Source organism: Marinitoga aeolica, assembly GCF_029910535.1.
Taxonomy (GTDB): Bacteria; Thermotogota; Thermotogae; order Petrotogales; family Petrotogaceae; genus Marinitoga; species Marinitoga aeolica.
In genome coordinates this window covers 252,224-273,786 of the sequence record NZ_CP069362.1, presented here as the reverse complement: position 1 = coordinate 273,786, position 21,563 = coordinate 252,224, and the positions used below count along the sequence as shown (strand labels likewise).

Genomic DNA, 21,563 nt, shown 5'->3' with positions numbered 1-21,563 from the left:
AGGCTAATGATGAAAGACCCAATATTAAAGGTCAATAATTTACATACATATTTCAATACAGAAGATGGTGAAGTAAGAGCAGTTAGGGGAGTATCCTTTGAGGTTCACGAAGGAGAAACACTAGCTATAGTTGGAGAATCAGGTTCGGGTAAGTCGGTAACCTCATTAAGTATTATGAGATTGCTCGATGAAAATGGAAGAATCGCTGAAGGTGAAATATTATACAAAGGTCAAGATATAAGCAAAATTCCAGAAGATGATATGAGACATATAAGAGGAAAAGAAATTGCAATGATTTTCCAGGAACCAATGACAGCATTAAATCCAGTATTTACAGTAGGTGATCAAATAATAGAAATGATAATGCTTCATATGGGAATGGATGAAAAATCTGCAAGAGAAAGAGCAATAGACTTATTAAGAAAAGTTGGTATTCCTGAACCAGAAAAACGTGTTGACCAATATCCACATGAATTATCTGGTGGTATGAGACAAAGAGCCATGATTGCTATGGCATTATCATGTAATCCAAAAGTTTTGATTGCTGATGAACCTACCACTGCATTAGATGTTACCATTCAAGCACAAATATTAGAATTAATGAAAGAATTGCAAAGAGAATATGGTATGGCAATTATCTTTATAACTCATGATTTAGGTGTTGTTGCAGAAATGTCTGATAAAGCAGCTGTTATGTATGCTGGAAAAGTTGTAGAATATGGTGATATAGTATCTATATTCAAAAGACCTAAGAATCCATACACATGGGGTTTAATGCAATCTATACCTAAATTAAACGAAGAAGTAGACAGATTAATGTCTATTCCAGGGACAGTTCCTAACCCAAGAAGATTCCCTAAAGGTTGTGGATTTTCCAATAGATGTTTCTTAGCAAAAGAAAGATGTAAAGATGAAATGCCTGAATTGATGGAAGTTGAACCAGGACATTACTCAAGATGTTTCTATATAGATGAATTAGTAAAAGAAGTAGAGAAATCAAGGGTAGGTGAAAAATAATGTCTCAAGATAAAAAAATATTATTGCAAGTAGATAATTTAAAAAAATATTTCCCTGTTAGAGCTGGCGTTTTTAAAAGAGTTGTAGCTCATGTTAAAGCTGTTGATGATGTTTCTTTTAAAGTATATGAAGGTGAAACAATTGGATTAGTTGGAGAATCTGGTTGTGGTAAAAGTACAACAGGAATGACAATTTTAAGATTATTAAATCCTACAGCAGGTAGAATAGTTGTAGATGGTTTGGATACAACACCTTTATTTTTACCTAAAACAAGAGCAAATAAATATATACATGAAATATATGTAAGTAGATTTAATGAGTTAAAAAATAAATATAAATCAGAAGATGAAGTAATAAAAAATCTTTCAGATGAAATAGATAAAAAATATGCAAAAATATATTTTGAAAAAGGATATCATGGATTACATAATGAAATGTTATCTAACTTAAATGAAAAAAGAAAATGGTTTAGAAGAAACATGCAAATTATATTCCAGGATCCATATTCTTCATTGAACCCAAGATTAAGAATAAGAAGTATAATAGCAGAAGGTTTATTTACACATGGCCTTGTAAAAAGCGGAGCAGAAGCAACAGAAAAAATAAAAGATTTATTAGAAAAAGTTGGTTTATCATCAGAATATATATATAGGTTCCCACACGAATTCTCAGGTGGTCAAAGACAGAGAATTGGTATTGCAAGGGCATTGGCATTAAACCCAAAACTAATTGTTGCTGATGAAGCTGTTTCTGCATTAGATGTATCTATTCAATCACAGGTAATAAACTTATTAGAAGATTTACAAAAAGAATTTAAATTAACATATGTATTTATTGCTCACGACTTGGCCGTAGTTAAACATATTTCAGATAGAGTTGCAGTTATGTATCTTGGTAAAATAGTAGAATTAGCAGACAAGAAAACATTATTTGATAATCCATTACATCCATATACAGTATCATTAATGTCTGCTATACCAATACCAGATCCTGAATACAAGAAAAAGAGAATCATTTTGCAAGGAGATGTTCCAAGTCCTATTAATCCTCCAAGTGGATGTAGATTCCATACAAGATGTCCAATAGCAAAAGACATTTGTTCTAAAAAAGAACCACCACTAGTAGATATGGGTGATGGACATATGGTAGCTTGTCACTTTGCAGGACAATTTAAAGGATAATAATATAAAACTAAAAACAAAGTGCCGATCCAGTTTTTGGATAGGCACTTTGTTTTTATAAAAAGTAAGAATACAATTTTTTTGATTTAAATGGAGATTTATTCTTATTGACAAAAATAAATAAAAATGATAAAATATAGCATTGATAGAATTAAAAATTTTATAAAATAAACAGAATATAACATAAATAATATGTTAATATTTTAAGGAAATGAAGGAGGATATAATGAGATTAAAACTATATTTAGATTATGAAGAATTAAATTTACCAATACACTATAATCATATTATACAAGCGATGATTTTAAAATATATAAATAATAAGGAATATGCAGAGTTTATACATGATAAAGGTTATGAATATGGAAAAAGAAAATATAAAATGTATACATTTTCAAGAATATTCGGTGAATATGAAATAAAAAAGAATTTTGTGAAATATAAAAATCAAGGACAATTGATTATATCTTCAGCAGATAATCAATTAATGATGTATTTAATGGATCAGATGTTTAAAAATCCAATAATTGAATTATTAAATCAAAAAATAAAAATAACGAAAATAGATTATTCTTCTATAATACCTTCTGAAGAATTGCTTGTAAAAACAAAATCTGCAATTACAGTTTACTCTACATTTGAAAAAGACAAAAAGAAGAAAACATACTATTACTCTCCTTATGAAACTGAATTCAATGAATTAATAAAAAGAAATTTGATAAATAAATATAAAGCTTTTTATGGTAAAGAACCAAAAAGCGATAATTTTTATATTAAGCAAACAAAAAATCCAAAAGAAGTAATTTCAAAATACAAAAACATAATCATAAAAGGTTGGATGGGCCAATTTAAATTAAAAGGCGATCCAGAATTACTTCAATTTGCATATGATAGTGGTATAGGAAGTAAAAATTCAATAGGTTTTGGATGTATAGAAAAAATATAAGGGGGTGGATTTGTGGATGAAAAAATACCTATATCTTATTTAACATCGGAATTATGGCGTATTTTTTTTAGAAAAGAAAAGAAAAAGTTTTCATATGAAGAAGTGAAAAAACTTTTAGGTTTAGAAAATGATTATAATCCAGAAATTATGAGTGAATTAAAATTTTTGGAGTTAGAAGATGAAAATGAAAAAAATGTAAATCAAAAATTAGTAAATGTTTTTTCAACAGTTAAAAAAAGTAATAATTCAAAAAAAATTAAAAGTTATTTCCCATTAAGTATAATTGAATATGAAAATAATTATGAAAAAATAATATTTCCTGATACCCAAAATACCACTACATATGAGGAAATAATAAATAATTTAAAAGAGGATTTTAAAAAAGATCAATCATTAAAAAAGATATTGTTTTTAATGGAAAAACATCTTTCATTCGTTCCAGCAACAACAGGTGAAGAAACAGAAATATCATTATATGAACATTCTAGAGTAAAATCTCAGATTTATACATCATATATATTAGCAGAAAACAAAGAAAAACCATTCCTTCTTTTACACGGAGATATGTCTGGAACACAAAAATTTATATATACAATAAACACTAAAGGAGCTTTAAAATCTTTAAGAGCTCGTTCAGTCTATTTACAATTATTACAAGAAGTATTTGTTGATAAATTATTAGAGGAATTAGACCTATCAAGAATTCATATTCATTTTATTGGTGGTGGCAATTTTTATTTAATATTACCTAATACTGAAAAAAATAAAAAAATTATAGAAAAAGTTATTTCAGAATTTAATAATTGGATAATATCTAATCATCCTGAATTACAAATAATAACAAATTTAGAAGAATTTTCTATTTCGGAATTAAAAGATAATATAGCAAATGTATTTAGTAGAAGTTCAAAAAAAATAAATGAAAAAAAATATCATCCATATACATCTGAAACCTTAAGTGAATTATTTAAAGTAAAATATGAAAAAGTATCTTCTGATAAAATATGTGATGTTTGTAATGTCTATACAGAAAATCTTATAGAAAAAAATGATTTAAAAGTATGCCATTTTTGTGATTCAATGATAGAATTTGGAAAAGATTTAATAGAAGGTAATGCGGTAATAGAAGATCCATACGGTTATTTAGAAATATTTAATAAAAGATATGTAGTAGTTAAAGAAATAAACAAAGATCAAAAGGGATATATATATAATTTAGGAAAATATTTAAAAAGACAAAATAAACTAACCCCAATTTTATTGTCATTATATACTCCTAAATCACATACAACATTAGAGGAATTAAGTGAAAAATCTATAGGTAGAAAATTAATAGGTGTATTTAGATCAGATGTGGATAATCTTGGTTCTATATTTTCAACATATATAGAACAACCATCTTTACAAAAAGTAAGTACATTATCAAAAATGCTTAATAGATTTTTCTCATCATATATACCTACAATATGTGCCGGTAAAATACCTAAAAAATATGAAAAAAGAATCTTTTATGTAAACGAGAACAATTCTCCTGAAAGGAATGTAATGATAATATATGCTGGTGGAGATGATTTGTTCTATATTGGAGCTTGGAATGAAGTGTTTGAAAGTTCATTAGAAATAAAAAATATCTTCGATGATTTTGTAAAAAATCCAGATATAACTCTATCAGGTGGTTTGGTTTTAGAAAACAATAAGACTGCATTAAAATGGTTGGCGGAATTTTCAGGAAGTGCAGAAGATATGGCTAAATCAAATAAAAAAGATGGAAAAGAAAAAGATTCATTAACATTAATGCCAGACTTTACTATGAAAAACTCAACCTTTTTCTGGAATGATATAGAAGATATATATAAGCTTATAAGAAAAATAATTGGGGAAGACAGAATAAGTAATGAAAATCAAAAAGTTAATATAAAAGATTATAAAAATAATATAAGTAGATCATTATTATATAAACTTTTTGGTATATCTCAGAATGTCGTTTTAAAAGATTCTGAACAAGAAAGAGAAGAAGAAGAAAATTTACAAAAACCATTACTATATTATACATATGCAAAAGGTAATGAAGAAGATAAAAAAATAATTGGAAGTATATTAGACGAAAAAATAAATAGTAAATTATTTAAAACAATACAAATAGTAGATTTATACATTAGAAAATAAAGGGGGCGGAAAAATGTCAATTGATAATGTTGTTAACAGGATTAAAAATTTAAAAACTTTTGAAGATTATGATACCGAGCAGATGATAAAAGATGCAGAGATAATAGCTGAAACCGCACATAAAAATGGAGCTAAAACAAATCAAATCAGAAAGATACATACTCATATAACAAAAATATATTCTGCTGTATCTTCAAGGAATTTAGAAGATAACATTATTCCACAGGATATTAAAGATGAAATACTATTTATAAAACCATTAATAGCTTATAATACTGTAAGAAATTCAAATTTATCAGATTTAAAAAGAGTATTAGATCCTTCTATAGATAAAATAAAATCGATAAAATCGTTTGAAAAATTTAAAAAATTTTATGATTCAATAGTAGCTTATTTTAAATTTTATGAAGAAAATAATAAAGTAAATTATAAAGGGGGTAAAAGATAATGACGGGGAAAATAATTGAAAAAATAATTATAAAAGGGAAAATTGAGTTAAAAAGTGGTTTACATATAGGAGGAGCAGATTTTGGTATTAGTATAGGAGGTATTGATTCACCAGTAATAAGAAATCCTTTAACAAATGAACCTTATATACCTGGTAGTTCATTAAAAGGAAAAATGAGATCATTATTGGAAAAGGTTTTAGATGTTGATTTTGAAACATTTGGTTCTGGTAAAAATAAAGTAAAAAGACACGAATGTAACGATGAAAATTGTAAAGTTTGTAGGCTTTTTGGATCTTCTATTGACAAAAATAAAAGTATTCCATCGAAAATAATAGTAAGAGACTCATATTTGACAAAAGAAAGTAAAGAATTATTGGAAAAATTAGATACAGATTTACCGTATACAGAATGGAAAACAGAAAATTCATTAGATAGAATTACTGCAGCAGCGAGTCCGAGGCAAATAGAAAGAGTACCTGCAGGTACAAAATTTGAGTTTGAAATTGTATATAATGTAGAAAATGAAAATCATAAAAAAGAAGATATAGAAAACATCTTTAAGTTATTAGAATTAGTAGAAGAAGATTATTTAGGTAAAGGTGGATCAAGAGGTAATGGTAAAGTTGAGTTTACAATAGAAAAAATTGCAAAAAAAGATAGAGAATATTTTATAAATGGAAATAATTTATTTGAAAAAGAATATGGGTTATCTCCAAAAGAAATGTTAAATAAACTCCAAGAAATACTGGAGTGATTATATGGGAGTATATATAGTAGAATTAAAATTTAAGTCGTTTATCCATAAAACTTCGCATAAGGATGATGAAACTACCGAATTACCAAATTCAAATACTATATTAGGAATGTTAGGGAATTCATTAAATAAAATAAAACCTGATGAAGAAACATATGAATTTATTAATTCTATAAGATTATCATCATTATTTCCAAAAATAAAAAACGAATATTTAATTCCTAAACCATTCAAATTACCTGAAAAAATTGAAGCAGAAAAATTCAAAAAAATAAAAAAAGCCCCATATATATTTTTATCAAACTTAGAAAATTGGTTAAAAAATGCAAAAATACCAGATGAATTTAAATCAATTAAAACTATATTACCAGGGGTGGCAATAGACAGAATAGAAAATTCAACAGCTTTATATTTAGTTAGTGCTTTGAGTATTAAAGATGCTTTTTATTTCCTAATTGAATTACCAGAAGAACAAAAACATAATCTAGAAATTGCGTTAAGAATCTCTGAAGATGAAGGATTGGGCGGATATAGAAAAACAAGGGGATTCGGCGCATTTGATTTTGAAATTAAAGAAACAAAAAATACATTATTTGAAAAATATTTATATAGCGATAAATACAATTATATATTAAACCTAGGAATGTATATACCAACAAAAGAAGAAATATACAAAATTACAGACAAATCTTATTATAAAATAAAAGAATATAGATCATTTGACACAAGAAGTGGCGATTTAAAACCTACAGTAAAATATTTTGAAGAAGGAAGTTTATTCGATTTTGAAATAAAAGGGAAAAATGTGAAGACAACAATAAACAATAGTATTATTTCTGGAACTCCAATATATTTAAAAGTGAATTGGAGTGATATAAATGTTTAAAAAAATAAAAATTAACGTAAAAACACTAACACCTCTTTACATAGGGGGAACAGATTCAGAAATTCCAATTAGTGAGTATGCAAAAAAATCAGAAGTTAATTCTAAAGGGAAAAACAGTATACATTTATTAAGAATGAATAAAAAGTATTATATTAAGTACATGCAAGAATCTGGAAGAGCCTTTGAAAAATATATAGATAAAATTTCTGAATATAAAAAAGATGCTGAATATATTTATTCTTGTAAAAAAGGGTTAGGATTTAATGAAAATAGAGCAAGAACAATAAGAGCACATATAAGAACTATAGACGGAAAATTAATGATTCCTGGATCGTCCATTAAAGGTGCTTTTAGAAATGCGATTAATTATTATTTTTTAAAGGAAGATAAAAAATTCATATTAGATTTAAATAATTGTATTTCAGAAGCTATAAGAAATAGGCAAATAAAAAGAAAAACTTCAAAGTCTAATAATTTCAAATTAAAAGATTTATATAAAAATATTGAGAAACATTTAATAAGTAAAAAAATTGGAGGCAATAATCAAAATAAAGATTTCTTAAGAACATTAAGATTTGAAGATATTGTTTTAGATGAAAATATCGAAGCAAGTATATATGGAGTTAGAATTTTTCATTTAACAAATAATAGATTTGAAGTAAAAAGAGGTGCTCCGATATTTTTAGAAGCAATACCTAGAAATATAAATTTCACAATATCTATTACATATGATGAATGGTTAGCGAATGAAATGGGAAATTTAATAACTCCAAAAGATATAGAAAAAATAATAAAAACATATTATGAAGATATAAAACAACAAGATTATCTTTTGAATTATACCGAAAAAAGTTATACACTAAAATTTAAAGATAACTTTGACAATAAATTCGAATATGAAGCTGAAGACTACGAAAAGTACCTATCTTCTTTTAAAACAATTTTAAATATGATAAAAGATATGGGAAATCTAAGAATAGGAAACTCCTCAGGATGGAGTTATGTGTCATTATTTAATTTATTAAATGAAAATAATAAAATAGCTTTAAGAAATAGGTTATACAGAGATCATGGTGATTTGCCGGCACCAGCATCAAGGAAATTAGTGGTATATAAAAATGAAGATGCATTTTCCCCATTAGGTTGGTTAAAAATAAATAATATAGAGGTGGAATAGTTGTTTTTTGCAAAAATTGAAACATATTTTGAAGGAGAAAAAGAAAAAATAAATAAAGATTTGATATCTTACATTACATATAATTATTTTAATTTTAAAATCAATGATTTAAAACCACCATATTTAAAAATCACAGGACCATTTAAAGGTAGAAAAACGTATGGATTAAAAATTGCTACAATGTATAAGCCTTTAGCTAGAACAATAATTATATCCCTAAATAATTATTATAGGAAATATATTGATTATAATGGAAATCAAATTAAATTATGGTCAATTGAATATAATAATTATCCTCGAAATTATATAATAGAAAAAGTAAATATAAATGAAAAAATCATTTCACTAAAAACCATTACACCTATTATTTTTAAAAAAAATATTTTTTATGAACTTGACCAAAAAAGAAAAGAATTTGAAAAATATATGAAAATAAAAACAACAGATATTTTGCCAAATCTAAAAAGTTTTTCCTTAAAAAATTATGATGAGAATTATTGGAAGGGGAAATTAGAGTTTGAGATTTCAGAATTATGGCATTCGCCATTTCTTTTATATTTAGAAACATTTGGATTAGGTAATAAAATTGAAAATGGATTTGGAGAATTAGGCCGAATTTAATCGGCCTTTTTTATTAAAAAAGATTATTTATTAAATAATTATCAAAAATTAAACCAAAAAATAACAATGTTAAATAAAATATAGTTTGATATACGAATTATATGCCGAGATCCGGGGAAATAAAAATCGTCTAAAATATTTATTATTAGTGAATCACAATTTTGTAACTATGTAACAATCAGGTTAATTCATAAAAATTAAAGAAAAATGAGGGGGATCCGGAAAACACAAAAAATTCTAAAAATATCTTCATTAGTGAATTTAATATTTAGTAAACCGCACGATAAAGGAAATGAAAAGAAAAGGTGTTATAATAATAATCAGTATTTCTACGTGTTTTTAATCTACCTATGAGGTATGGAAACGTATTGATAGTTTCAAGGTATTCGCCTCCTTTCTTTCAAAGTTTTTAATCTACCTATGAGGTATGGAAACTGTTCCCATACCAAAAGCGTTACCGCCACTTTTAATTCTAGTTTTTAATCTACCTATGAGGTATGGAAACTTCTTCAAGTGTGTTGTATGATTGTAAATCTAAAAGGGTTTTTAATCTACCTATGAGGTATGGAAACCCATTTTTCTACCATTTTTATTGCTTTTCCCAATTCGTTTTTAATCTACCTATGAGGTATGGAAACCTATCGTTAAAAATCCATCACGTCCAGCAAATATTTGAGCGTTTTTAATCTACCTATGAGGTATGGAAACTGGGTAATTCAGAATTTGCAATTTTGTTTTTCAAAATCGTTTTTAATCTACCTATGAGGTATGGAAACTCAAATACTGAATTTAACCTTTCTCTTGTTTCTTGTTTAAGTTTTTAATCTACCTATGAGGTATGGAAACTAAATATCGAAATTTTCGCTGTCTATTGCTTTATCAAGTTTTTAATCTACCTATGAGGTATGGAAACTAATTGCTATTTCATCTAATTCATTATTTTTCTGGTTTTTAATCTACCTATGAGGTATGGAAACTACAATAAAATTTTTCACCCTCTCCATTACACTAAAAATAGTTTTTAATCTACCTATGAGGTATGGAAACCTATCGATCAACCACTTTGTTTTTTCCCATAAGATATTCAGTTTTTAATCTACCTATGAGGTATGGAAACTAATTGCTATTTCATCTAATTCATTATTTTTCTGGTTTTTAATCTACCTATGAGGTATGGAAACTACAATAAAATTTTTCACCCTCTCCATTACACTAAAAATAGTTTTTAATCTACCTATGAGGTATGGAAACGTTTTAATTCTTCTTCTATTTCTGATATTCTTTGTTTTATGTTTTTAATCTACCTATGAGGTATGGAAACATGGTATTTTCCCGTGTCACCTTCTTCACGAACTTTAGAGTTTTTAATCTACCTATGAGGTATGGAAACATTATTGCCTCTAATCCTCTTTCTTTTAAAAGTTGAATGTTTTTAATCTACCTATGAGGTATGGAAACTAACCCCTCCTATTTTTGTAATTTCTTTTGCTGTTAAAGTTTTTAATCTACCTATGAGGTATGGAAACGATTTTAAATACTCAATAAACTTGTTTGAATTCACTGGTTTTTAATCTACCTATGAGGTATGGAAACTGTGTATCGTCTATATAATGTTCAACATATGATGTGCTGGTTTTTAATCTACCTATGAGGTATGGAAACTTTAAATCATCTAAGACATTTTTAACTAATTCATTAGGTTTTTAATCTACCTATGAGGTATGGAAACAACGTTTCTTGACATTTCCTTAATCTTACCGTTGGCGTTTTTAATCTACCTATGAGGTATGGAAACCTTCTGAGTAAATTTCGCTATCTTTGAGGATACTTGTGTTTTTAATCTACCTATGAGGTATGGAAACGAGGAAAACTTCAATATCCCGTATTTATCAAATACGAGGTTTTTAATCTACCTATGAGGTATGGAAACTGATGGCTTGTTTAGCTATTCTTCTATTTTTTCTTTGTTTTTAATCTACCTATGAGGTATGGAAACATATTATATTGATTTGCTCTATAATCAATAGTACTCGTTTTTAATCTACCTATGAGGTATGGAAACCAGGGGGGTGTTCCCCCTGATTATAATTTCCTGATATAAGTTTTTAATCTACCTATGAGGTATGGAAACGACGTCATGATTTCATACTTATTAATTGCATAAAAAGTTTTTAATCTACCTATGAGGTATGGAAACGAGATTTCCATCTTGTGACATCATTACTTCGTATTTGTGTTTTTAATCTACCTATGAGGTATGGAAACGGGTCGCCGCTTGCGGCCCAGTAGAATTTTTTGCCGTCGTTTTTAATCTACCTATGAGGTATGGAAACATCATAAAAAAAGAGCGAGGCTTACGCCTCACTCTTTTGTTTTTAATCTACCTATGAGGTATGGAAACTACGCCTCACTCTTTTCGAACTTTTCAACTTCGTTTTTTGTTTTTAATCTACCTATGAGGTATGGAAACATGTGTCTGCGTACATGTTTCTTATTGCTTTGTTGTCTGCAGTTTTTAATCTACCTATGAGGTATGGAAACGAATCCATATTCTTTTATTTTGTCTTCTGCGTATTCAGTTTTTAATCTACCTATGAGGTATGGAAACTGTTCCCAAATACCAGAACTAGGACTTCTTTTTGGTTCGTGTTTTTAATCTACCTATGAGGTATGGAAACGAAACAGTTGTTACCTTTGTTCTAAAGCTACCTTGTTTAGTTTTTAATCTACCTATGAGGTATGGAAACCTTGTTTTACTATTCTACTATTAACCACTTATTATAAAGTTTTTAATCTACCTATGAGGTATGGAAACTACACAAAACTACCGAACTTTCTTTTTGCGAATACCGTTTTTAATCTACCTATGAGGTATGGAAACAGCAAATGGTAAGTTTGTAGAAAATTGTATATTATAGTTTTTAATCTACCTATGAGGTATGGAAACGTCATAACTTTGTTGTAAGTTAATACTGCTCCATCGTTGTTTTTAATCTACCTATGAGGTATGGAAACCGCATATTTAACTCTGCCGGCCATTTTTACACCTCCCAATCATTGTTTTTAATCTACCTATGAGGTATGGAAACCGAAGGTAATAAACACCCCTTTCGGGGTGTTTATAAAAAGTTTTTAATCTACCTATGAGGTATGGAAACTTGATTTACAATGTGAATTAATAAAAAGGAGGAATTTGCGTTTTTAATCTACCTATGAGGTATGGAAACCCCTAGCAACTTCACCGTAAGGTGGAAATTCTATAATAGTTTTTAATCTACCTATGAGGTATGGAAACATTACAAGAAAACTTAAGTGAATATGATGAGTGTAAAGTTTTTAATCTACCTATGAGGTATGGAAACTAGATTTTTCTGCGACTACTGGAATAATTTCTACTGTTGGTTTTTAATCTACCTATGAGGTATGGAAACACATAATAACCCGGTTTTTTGATGCCGAGTTTCTTACGTTTTTAATCTACCTATGAGGTATGGAAACAACTTCCGTCTGTGTATATTGTTACTTTATTTTTTGTTTTTAATCTACCTATGAGGTATGGAAACATATATTAAACCAACGGCAAAACCAATGATTGCAAACAGTTTTTAATCTACCTATGAGGTATGGAAACGTTTAAAGCTAATCTTTTATTCTTAAGATCTTTTCTGGTTTTTAATCTACCTATGAGGTATGGAAACTGAGCTGCTTCTAGTTCGCCAGCAGCTACTTTTTTGGATATGTTTTTAATCTACCTATGAGGTATGGAAACGTAGTGAGATTTGGCGAATTTGAAAACATTTTCCATTTGTTTTTAATCTACCTATGAGGTATGGAAACTCGAGGGAAACTTTATCCCCTTCTCTCTTTCTTTTGTTTTTAATCTACCTATGAGGTATGGAAACTTTATCGATTTCGTATCCTATTCCTTCTATTTTTACTAGTTTTTAATCTACCTATGAGGTATGGAAACTAATTTTTTGTTTTATTTCTGATTGTTTCTTTAATAAGGTTTTTAATCTACCTATGAGGTATGGAAACTAATTTTTTGTTTTATTTCTGATTGTTTCTTTAATAAGGTTTTTAATCTACCTATGAGGTATGGAAACAACATTGCAGGGATTATAAACCATATACTTATGAACAGTTTTTAATCTACCTATGAGGTATGGAAACAACATTGCAGGGATTATAAACCATATACTTATGAACAGTTTTTAATCTACCTATGAGGTATGGAAACATACCCCCTTAAATTTTTTTTATAAATCCTTTGTTTATTGAAAGTTTTTAATCTACCTATGAGGTATGGAAACGCATCCCCTTTGTTCCAGCGTCGTTTGTTGGTGGTTCAGGTTGGTTTTTAATCTACCTATGAGGTATGGAAACAGCAACCACCTTATAATATTCTGTTAAATTTGGGTAAAAGTTTTTAATCTACCTATGAGGTATGGAAACCAAATTTTGTGGAGGCGCCTTTTGATTCGATAAATCTGTTTTTAATCTACCTATGAGGTATGGAAACAAGACCTTTCTATCGCCAATGCTTTGTTTTTTGACTCATGTTTTTAATCTACCTATGAGGTATGGAAACGTGCGAGAAATTCATCTGATCCTTCGAAACAAAAAGTTTTTAATCTACCTATGAGGTATGGAAACGAGGATTTTACTCCTCTCTCAATTCAAATACTTTCTCGTTTTTAATCTACCTATGAGGTATGGAAACTGCCATTCATCATGCATATTAGCTACAAACTCATAATGTTTTTAATCTACCTATGAGGTATGGTATAAATATCCCTGGATCATTATTGATCCAGGGAATTTTTTTAGTTTGTAATTACTATTGAAATTTTTGAAATAAAGATAAATTAAACTTTTTAGTTTTTATAAAATGCGAATTTAGTTTTAAATGTCTAATATTAATTTAGAAAGTAAAATTATTATTTTGTATATTGCAAGTAATAAAATAAAAAAGAATAAAAAATATTTTTAAATGTCTGCTAATAATTTGAATATTATAAAACAAAAAAGAAGAGAAATCTCTTCTTTTTTTTAATATCAAATTATGGAGGTGATATATTTTTATAATTTTTAAAGAAAATAAAGAATGGAGGGATTATTATGAAAAAAATTATTTTGATTATTGTATTAATTACTCTAGTTATAAGCAGTTTTTCTAATGTTTTAAGTGTTGCAGATGATCTATTAAAATATTTATTAAAGAATTACAGTGATGATGTAGCAAAAAGTGGAATGAAAATATCATCTAAAACTTTATCAAGATTTATATCTAAATATGGGGATGATTTTATAAAATTATCTAAAAATATGGAATCATTTTTGTTAATGCCACAGTAAAATATGGGGATGATGCTATTAAATTTGTGTCAAGACATAATAAAGTTGCTATTGATGCAATAAAAAAGAAGGTAGAGTTTGCTACCTTCTTTTTATATTTTTAAATGTCTTATATTAATTTGGATTAAAAATAACAATTTGAATGGAGGGGAAAGGGTGTATAGTGCAAGTATATTTTTAAATGATTTATGTAATTACAAATGTATATATTGTTATAGGCATATTGGTAAAGGAGAAATAGAAAAAAGTAAAGTTTTTAATATTTTAGATCATTTAAGAAAAATGAATTTTTCTAAAATCTCTTTTGCTGGTGGAGAACCAACATTAGTAAGTTGGAATGTATTTGAGGCAATTGAGTATGCAAAAAAATTAGATTTTACAACTGAATTAATAACTAATGGAACAAATAAAATAAATTTTGATTACTTAGATATTTTAACTATAGATATTGATTCTTTAAAAGAAAATATGAATGAAAAATTAGGTAAATCAAAAAAACATTTTATAAGATCAGAAAAAATTATAGATGAAGCTTTAGAAAAAGAAGTAAAAGTTAAAATAAATACCGTAGTTAGCAAAATTAATATAGAAGATATTGAAGAAATAGCATATTGGATAAAAACAAAAAATATATATAGATGGAAAGTATTTCAATATTTACCTTCTATAGGAATTGCAAAAATGAATAAAAATAAATTAGAAATTTCAAAAAAAGAATTTCATGAAAAGATAAAAAGAATAAAAGAAATAATTAAGGATTGGAATGGTCAATTTATATATGAAGATAATGATTATATGTCAGGTGGGTATGCATCAATAGATCCAAAAGGGCATTTTTATGTGTCAGTAAAAAAAGATGGTGAATATAAAACAATAGATATTGGGGATGTTTTAGATTATGATATAGAAAAGTTTTTAAGCAATAAATATATAAATAAAGAAGTATTTTTAAAACGTTCAAAAATTAATTATATGTATTTTAATTCAGAAGAAATTTAAATGTCTCCTAATAATTTGAAAGAAAGAGAAGTGAGATAAATATTGGAAAGGTAACATTGGTTGGAGTAAAAAAATTGAAAATATAGAGGGGGTGGGTATTTGAATAAAATATACTCTTTTTTACGATATCAATATACAAGAAAATCTGGAACAAAAGCTTTAATAAATGGTAGAAAATTTAAAGTTATAAAAACTAATATAAAAGTTTGGTTTGAGTCAAAAGAATATATAATATGGAATGAAAAAATAAATGCAAATGGAAAAATATATTTTTTTGAAAAAAAATATAGCAAAAATAAAAATGAAATAGTAAAGATATCAAGAGTTTCCCATGATGAATATTTATTAAAAATACCTTTAAGAGAATATGAAAAAATAGAATATATAAATAATGATAAAGGTAATTTATTAAATGGAAAGAGTTATTCCATAATTTGGATAAGAAATAAGAATACTAATATAGAGTATGTAATAAATAAAGAAAATATCGATAAAAAAGAATACAATGAAGATTTAATAAAAAAAGCAGTTTTTACAATGGTTTATGAAATAATGGATTTTGGAGAGATTATCCCGAATAAAATGTATAATAATAATTATATAGCTATTAATGGAACAAAACCATTTGATAAAATATTTTCTAATATTATATATAGTAAATATGATTATAGAAAACCTAAAATATATGAAAAGGTTTCTAGATATACATTATTAGGAACAATATATATAAATCCATTTAATAAGAAAGAAAAATTATATTATAAATATTGGAATAATAAATATAAAAAAGCCAAAAAGGAATATTTAAAATTATTAAAACAAAGAAAAAAAATGATGGAGAAAGATTACGAAATAAATGGATTAAAAATAGATTTTGGTGATAAAGATAAAGTTTCATTATATGAATTAAAAAAAATAATTGTAATGGAGGGGAGAAATTGATTAAATTAAAAGAAATTGCAGAACAAAGAAATTTTAATAATATTAAGTTTTTAAAATTAGTTGGAGAGATTCTTAGTTTAAAAGAAATAAATACAATGGATTATGAGGTTAATGAATATGAATATCAAAAAATAATCAAATATATAAAAAAACTAGAAAAAGAAAATATTAAACAACTTAATGATTTATTTAAACCTGTTATTTCAGATATAAAAATAGAGATAAAAGAAGAAATTGAACCATTAAATTTAATGGGTAATTATAAGAAACTAGAAAATTTGTTAAGTCAATATTATAAAAATATAGATAGAGAAAATATGATAGCAATTTCGTTAAATCAGGATTTAGATGTGATAGGTATCCATAATATTAGTTTAGGTTCAGAAGATAAAACTGTAACAAGTGCGTCGAGTATTTTTAAACCGCTTGTTTTAACAGGAGCAAGGCATTTTATAATTGTTCATAATCATCCATTAACTAAATATATTCCAAGCAATGCAGATTATGAAACTAGAGATGCGATATTAATATCTTCGAAAATTTTAGGAATAGATTTTTTTGATTTTATTATTGTTGATGGTAAAGGTAAAATATTTTCATTTTTAAAACATGATATTATGAGATTATATTCAAGATATAATTTTACAAAGAAAAAACCTATACTTGTTAGAAATAAACCAGAATTAGATACAAATTATATATACGAACATTTACTATATATATAATATTATAGTTTTTAATTTTATTAAGAAGAGATATTTATCTCTTCTTTTTTTTATTTGTCTGCTAATAATTTGAAAGGAGGGATAGGATGATTAAAATGGTTGTTGATGGAAGATTAAGAGAAGGAAAAGGATATTATGTTGTAGCAGTTTTTAAAGGGGAAAATATAATTGATAAAGAAGAAGTTGGAATATTGTATGAAAAAAATAGAAGTAATATTGTTGAATTAAATGCAATATTAAGAGCTTTAAGATTAGCAAAAAGAAATTACAAAGATGAATATGTAACAATAATAACAGATAGTAAAAGTTCATATGAATTAATAACAGGAAAAGCAAAAGGTAAAAAAAATACAGCAATTGTAAATCAATGTAGAAAATTGTATAAACAATTACCTAAAGTTTCATTAATATGGAAAAGTAGAGAAAATGTAAAATATGCAGATAAAATAGCTAGATTTGTTGATGTATTTTAAAATAAGGGGTTAAATGCCCCTTATTTTCTTTGGGAGGTGGAATTATATTTGAAAAATTTTACTATATAACTCCATATGAAAATGCTATGAAAATATTTAAAAGTGGTTATATTTATTCAAGAGAATATGCTATAAGAAAAAATGTTATTGAAAAAGATTACTCTGATAGAGATGTTCAAAATAGAAGAAGATATAAAATATTGCCAAATAATAAAATGCTATATGAATATGTTCCGTTATACATAAATCCAAGAAATGCTATGTTATATAGATATTTAAAAGAAAAAAGAGATATTGTAATTTTAGAAATTTCAAATAAAATATTAAGAATATATGATCATTTTTTTTCTGTAAAAAACGCTTCTGCAGGTGATGCTATATTTACTAAAAACATAAAAGATTTAGAATTACTAAAAGAAATGATTTTTTCTAAAAATTGGAATGGAAATAAAAATTTAAAACAAATAATGCAATCAGAAGTGTTAATGTATGAAAAAATTAGTGTAAAATATATAGATGGGATAATAGTAAATTCAAGTAAAAATTATAGATCTTTAAGAAGATTTACCAATGTATCATATAATACACCATATATAAAAGATATATACTTTGAAAAACTATAAAGAAAGGAGAGATAATTTGATAAGACTAAGTCCATTTTCATTATTTGAATTTAAAAATGATGTAGATATTCTAGTAAATACAATAAACACAAAGGGATATATGGGAAAAGGTTTAGCTTTTGAATTTGCTTTAAGATATCCAGAAATGGAAAAGGAATATAAAGAAAAATGTTTAAAAAAAGAAATAAAACCTGGTAAAATATGGTTTTGGGAAGACAAAGAAATCATTGCTAATTTTCCTACCAAAGATGATTACAAGTATCCTTCAAAAATAGAATGGATTAGTAGTGGTTTAATAGATTTAAAAGAATATATTATAAAAAATAAAATAAAAAAAATAGCATTACCTATGCTAGGTTCAGGACTTGGTGGATTAAATTGGAGAATTGTGGAAAAAGAAATTGTAGAAAAACTTTTTGATTTAGATGCTGAAATTATAATTTGTCTTGATTTTCAAGCTGGCGAAAAAGAAAAAACAGGTATTGAAAATGCATTATATGAACTTTCTGATGCAAATATTATTAAAACTAATCCATTATTTGGAAGCAATATAAAAATAAATAGATTTAGAGAAATAATGAAAATAAAAGGTGTAGGTAAAAAGAGATATAAATATCTATTAAATAAATATTTTTAATAAAGCATTTAAAATGGAGGGAGGATATTATGCTAGAAAAAGAGTGGAAATATTTTATTACAGATGAAACTGAAATTAGTAAAATAAAAGAGAACTCAAAAAAAATAGGAATTATACAATGGTATTTAAAAAGTGATGAAAATAAGGAAGAAAGAATTAGCTTGAATTAATTCCTCAAAGAACTGGAATAATGAAAAGATGGACTAAAACAATTAAAGAAAAAACAGCTAATCCAGAAGTACGAATTGAGGAAGAAAAAACGTTTTTACCAGAAAAAGAGGATATACACAAATTATATGATTCTCCAGTAGTATTAAAGATAAGGCATATATACAAAAAAGATCCTGAAATAGTATTAGATGAATATTTTGAAATAAAAGATTTATTAGAATATGATAAAAAAGAAAAACATATATTAGAAGTTGAAGAAAAATCTAAAAAAGTCAATTTTGAATCTTTAGAAGAATATGGCATTTACTCTTTCAAAAAATTAAACGAAAAAGAAATGTTGAAATATAAGAATAAAAATATAGCTAAAAATCTAAAAAAAGAAGGAATGAAATCAATAAAAGAACTAATAGATTTTATTGAAAATAAATTAATAGGTGATATTACTGTAGTTATGCCTGTAGGAATTGCTTTTGAAAATTATATTAATAGGGAATCAAAAAAAATAAATAAAACGGAATTGGATTTTTTAAAAGATCTTACTTTCCAAAATATAGATAGATCTCCAGAACTTCAAACACTTCAAATATTAAAAAATAAGGGATTTAATATAAAAAAAGTCATATTATTCATATATTATCCTTTCAATAATATAACAAAAGAAGAAGTAGAAGAATTAGGTTTAGAGTATGAAAATGAATTAAATAAAATATATTATTATTTAAAATATGCAATTCAAAAATTTTTTGGAATAGATGTTGAGTATAGAAAAATTTATTTTGATACTGAAAATATAGAAACATCAAAAAATACTTTAAATGAAATATGGGAGTATTTGGATGAGATATTCAAAAAAGAAAAAGAAGTAATAATTGATATAGCTCCAGGAATAAAGTATATTGGTGTAATAATGGCATTATATGCATTATTTGATAGAAAAAGTTTTTATTATAAATATGAAAGACAATTTGATATAGTGAAAATTCCAGCTTTTGGAATAGATTGGGATTATAATTATATCGATGAATTAAATGCTATTTTCAAGTCATATAATAATACAAATTTTGAAGAAATAATTGATATACCAAAAGAATTATATGAAATATTAAATATAAGAGATAATGAAATATTACCTTTTTATCCTATTGGAGAAATAATTAATAGCTTTAAAGAAAAAAGAGAAATGCCTTTTGGCTATGGAGAACGATATTTTGATTTAATAGAAAATGAAGATTTAAAAAATTATTTGAAATATGGAATAATAAAAAAATGGTCACAAATGTGGATAGGAGATCAAATACCGGAAACAGTAGAACATTCACAAAGACATAGTAAAAGGTTAATGGAATTCACAGTTAATTTAATTAATACAATAGGAGAAGAAGAATTTTTAAAACCATTTAATGAAGAAGAATTAAATAGAGAATATACAAAAAATATAACTTATAAGGATTTAATTTACTTTTTATTGGGTGTATCAATTAATGTTCATGATTTAGGACATACGTACCCTATATTTAAAGATAGGAATGGAAATAAATTCTATTTAGATTCATTACCTTCATTAGTAAGGGATTTGCATAATGAATTAACGGTACAATTAATTGAAGATTATAATTATGATGTATTAGCTATAGAAAATGATTTTGAAGGTATATCATTAAGAAAAATTTTTATAGATAAAACATTAGAAGTCGTTTCTTCTATAAAGATGATATGTAAATATCATAGAGGATATTTGGGAGTTGATAGAGAGTCAAATAATAAAAAATTTGCAGAAATAATGAATTTAGATATAAGAAAATTAGAAGATGTGTTTAATCCAGATGATGAATTATTAAAAAGAATAACAATGTATTTAGCAAAATGGTTAAAGTTCATTGATGGAACAGATGTACAAGCTGATAGAGTAGTTACAGAAAATTATCATAAAAACAGGATAGAAAGAACTAAAAATGAAATCATTTATTTGATTGATAAATTAAAAAGCAATTATGAAATAAATGATAATTATTATAATTCAATAAATATAATAAAAGATAAGTTATCAAAACATACTAAAATAAATAACGAAAAAGAACTTATTGATGATATGAAATTAGTTGAAAAAGAAGCTGAAAAATTAGAAGGTTATGTATATGAAAATATTGATAATATGAATAATATGTTTGAATTAATAGATAAAATAGCATTTAAAGCTAGACAATTTGGACACTTTAATAAACATAAATCTGTTTCAGCAGTTATTCCAGAATGGTTGGAATATTCAAATAAAGATAATAATAAGAAATTGCATATTAAATTAATAAAAAATATAGAAGTTTCAGAAATCGATAATTCTACATTAGATAAAATAAAAAAAGATATTATTGATGAATTTAATAATTCGAACTTAGCAAAAGATATTAATATAAAAGAAGTTATTATAAGTTATTAAATAG

18 protein-coding genes and 1 CRISPR repeat array are annotated in these 21,563 nt (G+C 25.6%); all 18 genes read left to right on the top strand.

From position 1 onward, the window contains the following. Window positions 1–9: 9 nt before the first annotated feature. The gene (locus JRV97_RS01255; protein ID WP_280999507.1) at window positions 10–1,017 is read left to right on the top strand and encodes an ABC transporter ATP-binding protein; all 1,008 of its coding nucleotides are present in this window, start codon (window positions 10–12) and stop codon (window positions 1,015–1,017) included. Continuing rightward, window positions 1,017–2,198: an ABC transporter ATP-binding protein gene (locus tag JRV97_RS01250; RefSeq protein ID WP_280999505.1), complete on the top strand. Its 1,182-nt coding sequence runs from the start codon at window positions 1,017–1,019 to the stop codon at window positions 2,196–2,198. Before JRV97_RS01255 ends, JRV97_RS01250 begins: the two co-directional genes overlap by 1 nt. A gap of 226 nt (window positions 2,199–2,424) precedes the next feature. After that, the gene (gene cas6 / locus JRV97_RS01245) at window positions 2,425–3,144 is read left to right on the top strand and encodes a CRISPR-associated endoribonuclease Cas6 (protein ID WP_280999503.1); all 720 of its coding nucleotides are present in this window, start codon (window positions 2,425–2,427) and stop codon (window positions 3,142–3,144) included. 12 nt (window positions 3,145–3,156) lie between these two features. Further along, window positions 3,157–5,310: a type III-A CRISPR-associated protein Cas10/Csm1 gene (gene cas10, locus JRV97_RS01240; RefSeq protein WP_280999501.1), complete on the top strand. Its 2,154-nt coding sequence runs from the start codon at window positions 3,157–3,159 to the stop codon at window positions 5,308–5,310. Between the two features lie 13 nt (window positions 5,311–5,323). Then, the gene (csm2, locus tag JRV97_RS01235) at window positions 5,324–5,758 is read left to right on the top strand and encodes a type III-A CRISPR-associated protein Csm2 (protein WP_280999499.1); all 435 of its coding nucleotides are present in this window, start codon (window positions 5,324–5,326) and stop codon (window positions 5,756–5,758) included. Beyond that, window positions 5,758–6,513: a type III-A CRISPR-associated RAMP protein Csm3 gene (csm3, locus tag JRV97_RS01230; RefSeq protein WP_280999497.1), complete on the top strand. Its 756-nt coding sequence runs from the start codon at window positions 5,758–5,760 to the stop codon at window positions 6,511–6,513. The genes csm2 and csm3 overlap by 1 nt, the downstream gene beginning before the upstream one ends. A gap of 4 nt (window positions 6,514–6,517) precedes the next feature. Beyond that, a complete protein-coding gene (gene csm4 / locus JRV97_RS01225; RefSeq protein ID WP_280999495.1) occupies window positions 6,518–7,399 on the top strand; it encodes a type III-A CRISPR-associated RAMP protein Csm4 in 882 nt (293 codons plus the stop codon). Next, window positions 7,392–8,576, top strand: a complete 1,185-nt coding sequence (gene csm5, locus JRV97_RS01220) for a type III-A CRISPR-associated RAMP protein Csm5 (protein ID WP_280999493.1) — start codon at window positions 7,392–7,394, stop codon at window positions 8,574–8,576. The genes csm4 and csm5 overlap by 8 nt, the downstream gene beginning before the upstream one ends. Further along, on the top strand, window positions 8,577–9,197 hold the full coding sequence (locus JRV97_RS01215) for a hypothetical protein (protein WP_280999491.1): 621 nt from the start codon (window positions 8,577–8,579) through the stop codon (window positions 9,195–9,197). A 335-nt stretch (window positions 9,198–9,532) separates the two neighbouring features. Next, window positions 9,533–13,987: direct repeats of the CRISPR family, unit length 30 nt; unit sequence GTTTTTAATCTACCTATGAGGTATGGAAAC. Window positions 13,988–14,318: 331 nt separating this feature from the next. Then, complete coding sequence (locus JRV97_RS01210) at window positions 14,319–14,555, top strand: hypothetical protein (RefSeq protein ID WP_280999489.1); 237 nt, start codon at window positions 14,319–14,321, stop codon at window positions 14,553–14,555. 156 nt (window positions 14,556–14,711) lie between these two features. Next, window positions 14,712–15,554: a radical SAM protein gene (locus tag JRV97_RS01205; RefSeq protein ID WP_280999487.1), complete on the top strand. Its 843-nt coding sequence runs from the start codon at window positions 14,712–14,714 to the stop codon at window positions 15,552–15,554. 99 nt (window positions 15,555–15,653) lie between these two features. Further along, entirely contained in the window at window positions 15,654–16,496 is an 843-nt protein-coding gene (locus tag JRV97_RS01200) for a hypothetical protein (RefSeq protein WP_280999485.1), read from the top strand. Beyond that, window positions 16,493–17,221 (top strand): JAB domain-containing protein, encoded by a 729-nt coding sequence (locus tag JRV97_RS01195; protein ID WP_280999483.1) that lies wholly within the window; start codon window positions 16,493–16,495, stop codon window positions 17,219–17,221. The genes JRV97_RS01200 and JRV97_RS01195 overlap by 4 nt, the downstream gene beginning before the upstream one ends. Window positions 17,222–17,307: 86 nt before the next feature. Continuing rightward, window positions 17,308–17,694 carry a reverse transcriptase-like protein gene (locus tag JRV97_RS01190; protein WP_280999481.1) on the top strand — a complete coding sequence of 129 codons (387 nt, stop codon included), beginning with the start codon at window positions 17,308–17,310 and terminating at the stop codon, window positions 17,692–17,694. A gap of 29 nt (window positions 17,695–17,723) precedes the next feature. Beyond that, on the top strand, window positions 17,724–18,317 hold the full coding sequence (locus JRV97_RS01185) for a DarT ssDNA thymidine ADP-ribosyltransferase family protein (protein ID WP_280999478.1): 594 nt from the start codon (window positions 17,724–17,726) through the stop codon (window positions 18,315–18,317). Window positions 18,318–18,333: 16 nt separating this feature from the next. Further along, window positions 18,334–18,954, top strand: a complete 621-nt coding sequence (locus JRV97_RS01180) for a macro domain-containing protein (protein WP_280999476.1) — start codon at window positions 18,334–18,336, stop codon at window positions 18,952–18,954. Between the two features lie 29 nt (window positions 18,955–18,983). Then, a complete protein-coding gene (locus tag JRV97_RS01175; RefSeq protein ID WP_280999474.1) occupies window positions 18,984–19,124 on the top strand; it encodes a hypothetical protein in 141 nt (46 codons plus the stop codon). Between the two features lie 20 nt (window positions 19,125–19,144). Beyond that, window positions 19,145–21,559, top strand: a complete 2,415-nt coding sequence (locus JRV97_RS01170; protein ID WP_280999472.1) for a hypothetical protein — start codon at window positions 19,145–19,147, stop codon at window positions 21,557–21,559. Window positions 21,560–21,563 lie beyond the last annotated feature (4 nt).

Coding starts and splice junctions, on each gene's coding strand:
- JRV97_RS01255 (WP_280999507.1), top strand. CDS start 10: ATGAAAGACCCAATATTAAAGGTCAATAATTTACATACATATTTCAAT.
- JRV97_RS01250 (WP_280999505.1), top strand. CDS start 1,017: ATGTCTCAAGATAAAAAAATATTATTGCAAGTAGATAATTTAAAAAAA.
- cas6 (WP_280999503.1), top strand. CDS start 2,425: ATGAGATTAAAACTATATTTAGATTATGAAGAATTAAATTTACCAATA.
- csm2 (WP_280999499.1), top strand. CDS start 5,324: ATGTCAATTGATAATGTTGTTAACAGGATTAAAAATTTAAAAACTTTT.
- csm3 (WP_280999497.1), top strand. CDS start 5,758: ATGACGGGGAAAATAATTGAAAAAATAATTATAAAAGGGAAAATTGAG.
- csm4 (WP_280999495.1), top strand. CDS start 6,518: ATGGGAGTATATATAGTAGAATTAAAATTTAAGTCGTTTATCCATAAA.
- csm5 (WP_280999493.1), top strand. CDS start 7,392: ATGTTTAAAAAAATAAAAATTAACGTAAAAACACTAACACCTCTTTAC.
- JRV97_RS01210 (WP_280999489.1), top strand. CDS start 14,319: ATGAAAAAAATTATTTTGATTATTGTATTAATTACTCTAGTTATAAGC.
- JRV97_RS01190 (WP_280999481.1), top strand. CDS start 17,308: ATGATTAAAATGGTTGTTGATGGAAGATTAAGAGAAGGAAAAGGATAT.
- JRV97_RS01175 (WP_280999474.1), top strand. CDS start 18,984: ATGCTAGAAAAAGAGTGGAAATATTTTATTACAGATGAAACTGAAATT.
- JRV97_RS01170 (WP_280999472.1), top strand. CDS start 19,145: ATGAAAAGATGGACTAAAACAATTAAAGAAAAAACAGCTAATCCAGAA.